This is a genomic window from Halomonas sp. GFAJ-1, from assembly GCF_000236625.2.
GTDB lineage: Bacteria > Pseudomonadota > Gammaproteobacteria > Pseudomonadales > Halomonadaceae > Vreelandella.
The window spans coordinates 67426-77597 of record NZ_AHBC01000029.1 but is presented as its reverse complement, the minus strand read 5'-3'; the positions used below and the strand labels follow the sequence as shown (position 1 = coordinate 77597).

The window sequence follows — 10172 nt, the reverse complement described above, 5'->3', positions numbered from 1 at the left end:
GGTGGCAGCATCACCGTTGACGCCGCGGACATCACCGTGGACGGCAACGACGTCACGGTGGCGGGCCAAGACCTGAGCAGCCTGGCCGACGGCGAGCTGACCGTGACCATGACGGTGACCGACGAAGCCGGTAACCAAGGCAGCGTTGACGACATCGCGATCCTCGACACCACCGCCGAGATCATCGTGAGCCTGGCCGACGTCAACGGCGACAACGTTGCCGACGCGCCGATCAGCGGCAGCACCGAGGGCGTGGAACAAGGCCAGATCGTCAGCCTCGAGATCACCGACGGCACCACCACCGTGACCGCCACGGCCACCGTGGGCGCCGACGGCACCTATGAAACCACCGCCGACCTGAGCGACCTCACCGACGGTGAGCTGACCGTGACCGCCACGGTAGAAGACCTGGCCGGCAACGAAGCCACCGCCACCGACAAAGCGGCGCTGGACGCCACACCTCCAGCAGTCAGCGTGGCACTCCTAGGTGCTGGCGAAGATGATATCTACAACATCGAGGAAATTGCTGCTGGCGAGCCAGGTAGCGTGGAAGCCTTAATTACTTTCCAAGAGGGTACTGAGGTTGGTGATACGTTGGTTGTTAAAGATTCGGGTGGCAACACGCTGACCACAGTGGGGCTGGATCAGAATGACATTAATAACGGTGTCACTGTTTGGGTCGCTGTGAGCGAAGGTGCGACTAACGTTAGTGTTAGCGCCACTGTCACCGATCCTGCGGGCAATAAAGCCGAGGCCGAGGATGAAAAACGCGTCGAAAACGTAGCACCAGAAGCTACCATTACGATTGACCCGGTCTTTGGTGGCGATGATTTCCTGAGTAATGACGAGGCCCAAGAAGGGCAGTCGATCTCCGGTTCTGTTGAAGGTGATGCCAAGGCTGGTGACGCTATCGAAGTCACCATTGGAGGCGAGATCTATACCACCACCGTTGATAGTGATGGCAGCTCCTGGTCCGTGGTTGTGCCGGCAGATAAAGTCGCGGGCCTGAATTCCGGTAATATTATCGCCAAGGTCGACGGTGTAGATGACTTCGGTAATACCTACGAAGCAGATGCGGACCGGGCTTATGAAGTTCAGCCACCGGCATCGTTGAAAGTAGGCAATAATGATGATAACGAGATCGTAGGTGGCGGCGGCGATGATGTGCTGATTGGAGACCGGGGTGGCAAGGTGACAATTGTTGACCCTGCAGCCAACTACAATATCTCGCTGATCGTTGATGTGTCGGGGAGTATGAGCAATGGCTCGGGAACCCCCGGCCTGGATCTGATGGAGTTGACCAAGCAGTCACTGGTTAACTTGGCTAACCAATTGAAGGATCATGAAGGAACAATCAATGTGCAGTTGGTTCCGTTCTCTACCCATGCCTCAACTGCGGTGACGGTCCAGGGGCTTGATGCGAGCAATGTCAACCAATTGATTTCAGCAATTGATGCACTTTCGGCTGGTGGTGGTACGAACTATCAGGCCGCCTTTGAGCAGTCCGTGGCCTGGTTTAATACTCAGAATGGGCAGCAGGCATCTGGCGAGTTTGAAAATCTCACCTACTTCCTAACGGATGGTGATCCTTCTTTGGATTATCGTACAGGTAACGGTAATGTCACGGGGCCTGGCAATGCGACTAGTTACAGTGTGTTGCAAAACTCTGTCAATGCTTTCAAACCATTGGCAGAGCTGAGCCAAGTTGAAGCTATTGCTATTGGGTCTGATGTTAATCAGGACTACCTTCAGTTCTTTACTACAACAGGAGAGTCTGTCGGGCAAGAGTCCGTGTTTGTTGCAGGATTTACAGATTGGGGCTGGCTAAACGTCAGGACTCCAACGGGTCAAAACGCAGGAAACTACAACTGGTTGGGCGGCACCGTGACGGACCAGGCGGGTGATGTTGATATCGTGAATACCGCAGAAGATCTGGCCTCTGCGCTAGAGGGCAGCTCAGAGTTCGATGAGCTTGAGGCTCTAGGCGATGACATCCTGAGCGGTGGTGATGGCAACGATATTATCTTTGGCGATACCATCAATACCGACCATCTCGAGTGGACCAATGGTGACACCGGTGTCTTCTTCGCTGCAGGTGGTCATGATGGCCTGGGCTACCAAGGGTTGCGAGAATACCTCAAGTGGGAGGTGAATAATGGTGTTACGCCCGAAGATGAGCAGATTCTTGACTATGTTCGAGAGAACTGGGAGTCGTTGATCGACACGGTGCGCACTGATGGGGGAAGTAATACCCTGGATGGTGGTGCCGGTGACGATATTCTCATTGGCGGTGCGGGCAACGATACCCTAATTGGCGGTGCCGGCAACGACATCCTAGTCGGTGGTGATGGTGACGACATCTTCCTTTGGGAAGCAGGAGACCAAGGAACGCCAGAAGACGCTGCCATTGATGTGGTTAGAGATTTTGGTAATGGCAACAATGTTCTGGATATTCGTCAGTTGTTGGATTATGAGACTGAAGACTCGCTAGCTGATTACATCGTCGCTGAGCAGGAAGGCGACGACACTGTGCTCTATCTCAACTCCGAGGGTAATTTGGGCAGCGATAAGAATAATGCAGATCAAGTGATTCGCTTGGAAGGTAAGAGTTTCGCTGACTTCGGCGACGCGAGTTCTTCACAGGATGTAATTCAGCATATGCTGGATAACAATCAACTGAAAATCGACCAATAAATTTGCACTGACTTCAAGGCCGCCCACGGGCGGCCTTGTTGCATCATACCGTTTATTACTATTATCAAAATGTCAGCGTGTTTACTGACAGAGGAAGCCACCATGCTTTATATCAAACGCAATGCCGAAGGGGAGATTGTGATGCTCAGCAAAGAGCCATCGCCTGAGTGTGATGACACCATCGCGGCGGATTCGCCGGAGGTGTTTGCCTTTTTGGCTCAGCAAACCGGGCAGTCGGCGCAAATGATCGCGTCAGATCTCGCGTTTGTGCGGGTAGTGGAAGATATGCTGGAAGTGTTGCTAGAGAAAGGCGTGCTGAGCTTTACCGATTTGCCTGCTGCCGCTCAGAGTAAGATTCTGGAGCGAAAGTCGCTGCGTTCTAAAAACGATGTCAATTTATTAGGTGATGGGGACGAGCTGATTTAAATAAGCGCGTCGTAAGACGCGCTGCTGTGGTGTATGCCATCGCATCGCTTATATAAGTAGTTAGAGGCTGATGCCGGGGCCGGTTGCGCCATCCAGGCCAGCACGAAATAGGCTTTCCATCTCTGCTTGCTCTGTTACCCCTTCTGCAATTACCTGAATACCCAGCGAATGGCATAGCGTTGCCATGCCACGCACAATGGTTTGCTGCTCGCTAGAGGTATGAATGCCGCGAATCAAGCTGCTGTCCACTTTAAGGTAGGCAAGCCCCACGTCGTGAAGATCGGCAAGCTTTGTAAATTCAGCGCCTACGTGCTCGATACCGAACTGACAGCCCAGCGGCCTTAGCGCCGTACATAAACCCCGTAAGCTGCCGATAGCGTGCGCGTTCAATACTGCGGGCACTTCAAAGCAGAGCTGTTTGGCGAGCTGCGGTTGCTTCTCTAACAGGGCTCTTAGCTCAATGACAAACTGCCCGTTGGTAATGGAGGCAAGCGAAAGGTTAATCCCTAATTTTTGCGTAGGATCAATCGTGAGCTGTTCCAAGGCTTTTTTAACGACGGCAATATCAAGTGCTGGCTCTAGGTCGAAGCGTGATATCCAGGGAATAAACACACCGGCTGTTTGCCATGCATTTGCAAGCTCTAAGCGGGCGGGGCACTCATAGTGGAGCACGTTGTTTTGTGCATCAGTGACAGGGAAGTAGGCCAGTTGTGGCCCTTGGTGAATAGCGGTATTAAGAGCTGTTCGCCACTCGGCATGCGTATTAAACAGTGAGCCTTGCTTACCTTCACGAACAACCACACCTCGGTGTGCACTGCTGCTTTCAGCCTCTGCCAGGGCATCGTCTAACGTGGCGAGAAGCGCGCCGCGATCATCGTGGGGTGCATAGGCAGCAATCGCCGCTGGCAGATGCAGTGTTGTATGAGAGGAGAGCAGGCCCACTGATTCAAGTGCCTGATCAAGCGCTTGGCGAACACGTGGCGCTAATGCACGGGTATCTTCTTCCAGTGGCAGCAACAGCATGAAGTCGCTGCCGTTAAGGCGGCCTACCAGGGCCTCTTCTGAGGCATCGTCAAGCTTGGAAAGTTGTATGACCAGCTCTCGCAGTAAGCTATCCGTTGTCTGGTGGCCTAGCTGTTCATTTAGCTGCTCCAAGGCTTGAACCCTTACCATGACCATTAGGCCCGTTGCGCGAGCCTCATCACTACTCAACAGTGATGCCAGCCTACCCATGAACACATCACGATTGAGTGCGCCAGTGACTCTGTCATGCTGAAGATCGCGACGCAACTCATCCAGCTTATGGCTCTCTTGGCTGAGCATTTGATGAACGTTGGCCGAAAGCACATTCATCGCTTGAGCGACTTCTTTCAGCTCTAAGGTGCGGGGCTCTTTAATGGTGGTAAAGCGGCGGGCACTGATATCTTTTGCCTGGGCAACTACACGGGTTAACGGGTGCTTGATACCGCGTACCAGTACGGTGGCAATGGCTAAACTAATCGCCCCGGCCAGTAAGAACCAGCCTGCTAATTCCAACATGCTGCGCCATAAAGAGGCATAAGCAAAGCTATGCTGGCTTTCAAGTTCTAAGGTGCCGAACTGCCGCCAGCCATCCTGCACGGTGGCTCGTCCTGTAGGGACGTCAAATTGAATGAGGTTACGGAACCAGGCAGGTACATCGCCGCGATACTCGCCAGCGGTGCGTTCAACCAGCACCTCGCCATCGGTGTCTTTTAATACAATTGAGCGGTAGTAGCCGGTATCAAATTGTGCAGCAATGAGTAGCTCAAGAATCACGATGTCTTTGTCAAGCTGGCTCATCGAAAGCGCAAGCGCAGTGGCGTTGTCTTCGTTTTTAATGCGGACTTCTTGCTCAATATAGTCACGGCTTGAGGCAATGCTGATCGCAAGACTGCCGACAAACGAGAGTAGAAGAAGCGCAATAATGGCCAGCCAAAGCTGTTTAATCAGTGACATGGTGCCTTATCCTTTTAAATGAAGCCTTGTGATTGCATGCGTTCCACCACGCTGCGCCAGCGCGATAACCGGGCTAAGGGGTCGGCACGTGACTCTGATGAGCCGCCTGCCCATAATCCTTCGCTGTTAAAGCTAAATACGGGGTCAAGGTCGGTGCGCTGTGAGGCGGGGCTAATGGAGGGTACAAGGTTGTCGAGTACCAACGGCTCGGCGTTTGGCGTTGTGTAGTAGCCAAGCACCATGTGGGCTTGGGTAATTTGGCTACGGCCAATACGCGCACGCACATAAATCATCCTCAGGCGTTCACCTGGGACGCCAAGCTGCTTAAGGGTAATATATTTGGCGATAGAGTAGTCTTCGCAGTCGCCTTGACCCTGCCCCATGGTTTCCAGCGGTGTGGCCCAAAAGTCTTCCTGGCCCCAATTATGGATATCGTCAACCCAGCGTACTTGTCGGTTGAAAAAGTCATTGACCTCACGCAGCTGCGTCTGTAGTTCCTGCCCACGTAGACGCTCTAGCAAGTCAAACCATGCCTCTAATACGACAAGGCCGCGCTGCCCATACTGCTGCTGCATAGTTTGACGCAAGCGCTGTGGGTTAAAAGCAGTCGCAGGCGTCGGAAATATCCCCACCCCGGCGCCCAACATAAGCGCGCCGGCAGTGGCTAAAAACTGCCGACGGGAAAGGGAGCAAAGCGTGGGGCGAGCAGAGTCAGGCATAGGCGCCATTAGCGTTCGTCAAATATTCATTAAGACTACAAGCTACGACACCTGAGCGCTATATCTGCCAAGTAGAAAGTATTAATTGAAAGTATGAAATCTCCCTTATGGACTCTACTCAGCGTTGGCTTGTACTGCCCCTTTTTGGGTGTGTTCGGAAAGCAAGGGCTCAAGCGCTGGCCATACGTTATCTAGAATAATCGGCTGTGCCTCAGCGGTGGGGTGGATACCATCACTTTGCATCAGTTGCCTATTCAGGGCAATGCCTTCCAGTAAGAAAGGCACCAGTGAAATATCGTATTCATCCGCTAGGGAGTGGAATACACCGGTGAAAGCGTCCCGGTAGGCTTGGCCATAGTTAGGTGGGATATCAATGCCCAGCAGTAATACGTCAGCGTCTACTTCCTGGCTTTGTTCAATCATGCGGGCAAGGTTGGCACGCATTTGATTAGGGTCTAAACCGCGTAGTCCATCGTTACCCCCTAGCTCTAGCAGAACGATATCAGGCTGCCGCTGTCCGATAATGTCGGTAAAACGCTGCGCCCCGCCGGAAGTGGTTTCGCCACTAATGCTGGCATTGACCACCGTTGCTTGGCCTGCAAGGCGCTCTTCCAGCAATGTTACCCAGCCCTCTTCCTGCTCAATGCCGTAAGCGGCACTTAAGCTGTCACCCATGACTAACAGAGTAGGGCCTTGGTCTGCGTTGATCGATGAAGTACCGAAGGTGACTACCAGTGCCAGCACCCCTCCGGTTACCATACGATTCAGTTTTTGATGATAGGGCTTTAGATAACACAGTTTTAGATGACTTGGTTTTTGAAAGCTTGGTTTTTGAAAGCCTGGTTTTTGAAAACCCGTTTTTTGAAAACTTAGTTTTTGACGAAATAGGTTCTGACGAAATAGCTTTTGACGAAATAGTTTCTGCCAATCCAGTTTATGCCACGCTACAGGGATGCCACGCTTCATGCCTTACTCCTCTGACCCAATGTCTACGTTGCCAGCCGATGACGCGCCTGCAAACCAATCATCCACCGACACTACGTCTGCCCATAAGGTTCCTAATGTCGGGATGGGGACGCCTGTGCTGCTGGCTGAAAAGCTCTCAAAACAGGTAACCAGCGGTGAGCGCTCATTACATATCTTACACGACCTCTCTTTAAGCGTTGCCGCAGGGGAGAGCGTGGCCATTCTAGGTAAAAGTGGTGCCGGTAAGTCGACTCTTTTAGGGCTTTTAGCAGGCTTAGACACCCCCAGTGATGGTGAATTAACCCTGTTTGGGCAGCCTTTGAGCCGTTTGGATGAAGATGGCAGGGCAGCGCTACGTGCGGGGCGGGTAGGGTTTGTGTTTCAAAATTTCCAACTGCTGCCCACCTTGAGCGCGCTTGAAAACGTGCTATTGCCCCTAGAGCTATCTCCGCGAGCAGGTGGCGATGGTACTGCTTCTCACTGGCTTGAGCGGGTGGGGCTGGGGGAGCGCACAGGCCACCTACCCAAACAGCTCTCCGGCGGCGAGCAGCAGCGGGTGGCGATTGCTCGCGCCTTCGTGACCGACCCAGAGCTGGTATTTGCCGATGAGCCCACCGGCAACCTAGATCCTGACACCGGCGCACAAATTATTGACCTCCTATTCACGCTTAACCGCGAGGCGGGCACCACGCTGATGCTGGTGACCCATGACCACGCCCTTGCCCGCCGCTGCGACCGTTGCCTGCGCCTTGCAAATGGCAAGCTAGAACCCTTTGAGCCGGTATCTATCAATGGGGGTAGTAATGAGTGATATTAACTGGCGCCTGGCCGCCCGCAGTTTAAAGCGTGACCTGCGAGCATCCGACGTGCGGGCGCTGTTTATTGCACTTATGCTCGCGGTTGCGGCTTCCACCATGATTGCTTTTTTTCTCGACAGACTGGAGCGTGGTTTGGAGCGTCAGGCGGGCCAGATGCTGGGCGGCGATTTGGTGTTGGAACAGCGCGAGCCGTTTTCTGATGCGCTGCGCAGTACCTTAGAACAGGCAGGACTTGAGTTGAGCGATCAAGTCGAACTGGTCTCAATGATTAGTCGAGGCGAGCGTTTTCAGCCCGCTAGCCTGAAAGCGGTCGATGATGTTTACCCGCATTATGGCGAATCCCATGTTGATCTTGGCAGTGGCACGGAACAAATCGCCTCTGGCCCAGCGGCGGGGGAGGCATGGGCAGACCCAAGGCTTATCCAGCTGATTGAACTTGAGCTGGGCGACCGTGTGCAGGTGGGGCAAACCGAACTTACCATCAGCGGTATTATTGAGCGCGAAGCCGACCAATCGGGTGGCTTTGGCAACTTCAACCCTCGCTTAATGCTCAATACTGCCGACCTCGAGGCCACCGGCTTGGTACAGCCAGGCTCGCGTATTGAGTTTAGTTTGTTGGCAGCAGGGCCGCCTGCAGCGTTAGACCAAGTGCAGCCGCTACTGGCTGAGCTAAGAAGAGACGGTGTGGATGTGCGTGACGTGCGGGTAGACCGTCCTCAGTTAGGTAATGCCCTAGAGCGTGCCGAAAGCTACCTGGGGCTTGCCGGGTTAGCCGCTGTGCTGCTGGCGGGGGTGGCCGTCGCTATGTCCACCCGCCGCTATGTGGAGCGCCACCTGGATACGGCTGCACTATTGCGCTGTTTTGGTGCCAGCCAGTACCAACTGGTGACGATTTTTTCCCTACAGCTGCTGGGTTTAGCGCTGGCAGCATCGGTGGTAGGCGCGCTGCTTGGGCTGGTGGGGCAGGCGGTGCTTCTCTGGTTGCTCACCAGCTTTTTACCCATGACGCTGCCGCCCCCCGGCATCATGCCGCTTTGGCTGGGGATTTTTACTGCCTTAGCCGTGTTAGTGGGTTTTGCTGGGCCAACGCTACTGCGCATTAAGCAAGTGAGCGCACTGAAAGTACTGCGTCGCGAGCTGGACCCTTTACCACCGTCTGCATGGGTGGTGGTTGGGGCGGCCAGCCTGGTGTTTGGCGGCCTGCTATGGCTCTACTCGGGCAGTTTGCCGTTGGCGATTGCGCTGCTGATTGGCGGCGCTGCGCTGTTGGGCGTGCTGTGGTTATTGAGTTCACTGCTACTCAATGGCTTGCTAAAAGTCGTGCAGCGGCTGTCAGGGAAGCGTGTATGGTCACAGGCGTTTCGTTTGGGAGGGCGGCAGTTAGCGCGACGCAAGCAGGCGGGATTAGGGCAGCTGTTGGCCTTTTCGGTGACGTTCTTCGCCATGGCGATGATTGTGTTGGTGCGCGGCGATCTGCTGACTACCTGGCAAGACCAGTTGCCTGATGACACCCCCAACTACTTTGCTATCAACATACAGCCCGGCGAGCGCGACGCCTTTGAACAAGCCGTTGCGCCACGAGTAGACACCCAGAGCACACTTTACCCGATGGTGCGCGGGCGTATTACCGGCATTAATGGGCAATTGCCACGAGACGCTGTACCGCCAGATGCCAGGGGAGATAACTCTCTGCGCCGCGAGCTAAACCTCACTTGGCAAGCTGAAGTGCCCCAAGGTAACCAAGTCGTCGCCGGGCAGTGGTTTACACCGGAGGCTGAGCCCCAAGGCTTTATGGGTGAGGTAGACGCAACCCCCACTGAGAGCGGTGACATTACACCTATCTCCATGGAGGACGGGCTCGCTCAGCGGTTAGGGTTGGGTATTGGCGATGAGCTAACGTTCTCGGTGGGGGGCGATACCATTGCGACCCGTATCGAAAGCTTACGTAGCCTCAATTGGGATAGCTTTACGCCCAACTTCTTCATTATTTTCCCGCCGGGTGTGCTGGAGTCGTTTGGGCATAGTTATATCACCGCGTTTCACCTGCCCGATGCAGAGCAAGGGTTAGTTCGCCAGTTGGTAAGCGATTTTCCGGGCGTTTCGCTACTCAATGTAGATGCCATTTTAGGCCAGGTGCGCGAAGTACTAACGCAGGTTACTCGGGCAGTAGAACTGGTATTAGCCTTGGTGCTGCTAGCAGGCATTAGCGTGCTCTACGCAGCTCTGACGGCAAGTAGACCGGTACGTGCCCATGAAAGCGGCTTACTGCGCGTATTTGGGGCAGGCACCAAGATGATTTCCCGCGTGCAAGGCGCAGAGTATGCGCTACTTGGGTTTGCCAGTGGTTTGATGGGAGCAGCACTAGCGGAGCTAGCCACCGCCGCGCTGTACCTTTACTGGCTGGAGTTAACGCCACGCCTGCACTTGGGGCTTTGGTTTATATTGCCGCTAGGGGGCGCGCTGCTGATTGGTATTATCGGCCATGCGCTTTCTTATAGTTTAAGGCGCCAAGCCCCAGCCGCCAGCCTTGGGCTGTTGGGTGAGGCATAGCGAGGATGGACGCTTACCCGAA

The 10172-nt window shown here is 54.3% G+C and carries 7 protein-coding genes; 4 read left to right on the top strand and 3 right to left on the bottom strand.

Going from position 1 to position 10172, the window contains the following annotated elements:
* Together MOY_RS08700 and MOY_RS08695 are read left to right on the top strand one after the other, a co-directional pair.
* A partial coding sequence (locus MOY_RS08700) for an Ig-like domain-containing protein (protein ID WP_009098736.1) occupies window positions 1-2694 on the top strand: 2694 nt, incomplete at its 5' end.
* 102 nt (window positions 2695-2796) lie between these two features.
* Window positions 2797-3120 (top strand): hypothetical protein, encoded by a 324-nt coding sequence (locus MOY_RS08695; RefSeq protein WP_009098734.1) that lies wholly within the window; start codon window positions 2797-2799, stop codon window positions 3118-3120.
* A 60-nt stretch (window positions 3121-3180) separates the two neighbouring features.
* On the opposite strand, the gene MOY_RS08690 is transcribed toward MOY_RS08695, so the two are convergent.
* From MOY_RS08690 to MOY_RS08680, 3 genes are all read right to left on the bottom strand, one after another.
* Complete coding sequence (locus tag MOY_RS08690; RefSeq protein ID WP_009098732.1) at window positions 3181-5097, bottom strand: bifunctional diguanylate cyclase/phosphodiesterase; 1917 nt, start codon at window positions 5095-5097, stop codon at window positions 3181-3183.
* Between the two features lie 14 nt (window positions 5098-5111).
* A complete protein-coding gene (locus MOY_RS08685) occupies window positions 5112-5825 on the bottom strand; it encodes a transglutaminase-like cysteine peptidase (RefSeq protein ID WP_009098731.1) in 714 nt (237 codons plus the stop codon).
* Window positions 5826-5930: 105 nt separating this feature from the next.
* Window positions 5931-6782 carry an arylesterase gene (locus MOY_RS08680; protein WP_009098729.1) on the bottom strand — a complete coding sequence of 284 codons (852 nt, stop codon included), beginning with the start codon at window positions 6780-6782 and terminating at the stop codon, window positions 5931-5933.
* On the opposite strand from MOY_RS08680, the gene MOY_RS08675 reads away from it, so the two are divergent.
* The gene (locus MOY_RS08675) at window positions 6781-7593 is read left to right on the top strand and encodes an ABC transporter ATP-binding protein (RefSeq protein WP_009098727.1); all 813 of its coding nucleotides are present in this window, start codon (window positions 6781-6783) and stop codon (window positions 7591-7593) included. The genes MOY_RS08680 and MOY_RS08675 overlap by 2 nt on opposite strands.
* The gene (locus tag MOY_RS08670; protein WP_009098725.1) at window positions 7586-10150 is read left to right on the top strand and encodes an ABC transporter permease; all 2565 of its coding nucleotides are present in this window, start codon (window positions 7586-7588) and stop codon (window positions 10148-10150) included. The genes MOY_RS08675 and MOY_RS08670 overlap by 8 nt, the downstream gene beginning before the upstream one ends.
* The last annotated feature ends 22 nt before the right edge of the window (window positions 10151-10172 follow it).

Coding starts and splice junctions, on each gene's coding strand:
- MOY_RS08670 (WP_009098725.1), top strand. CDS start 7,586: ATGAGTGATATTAACTGGCGCCTGGCCGCCCGCAGTTTAAAGCGTGAC.
- MOY_RS08675 (WP_009098727.1), top strand. CDS start 6,781: ATGCCTTACTCCTCTGACCCAATGTCTACGTTGCCAGCCGATGACGCG.
- MOY_RS08685 (WP_009098731.1), bottom strand. CDS start 5,825: ATGGCGCCTATGCCTGACTCTGCTCGCCCCACGCTTTGCTCCCTTTCC.
- MOY_RS08695 (WP_009098734.1), top strand. CDS start 2,797: ATGCTTTATATCAAACGCAATGCCGAAGGGGAGATTGTGATGCTCAGC.
- MOY_RS08690 (WP_009098732.1), bottom strand. CDS start 5,097: ATGTCACTGATTAAACAGCTTTGGCTGGCCATTATTGCGCTTCTTCTA.
- MOY_RS08680 (WP_009098729.1), bottom strand. CDS start 6,782: ATGAAGCGTGGCATCCCTGTAGCGTGGCATAAACTGGATTGGCAGAAA.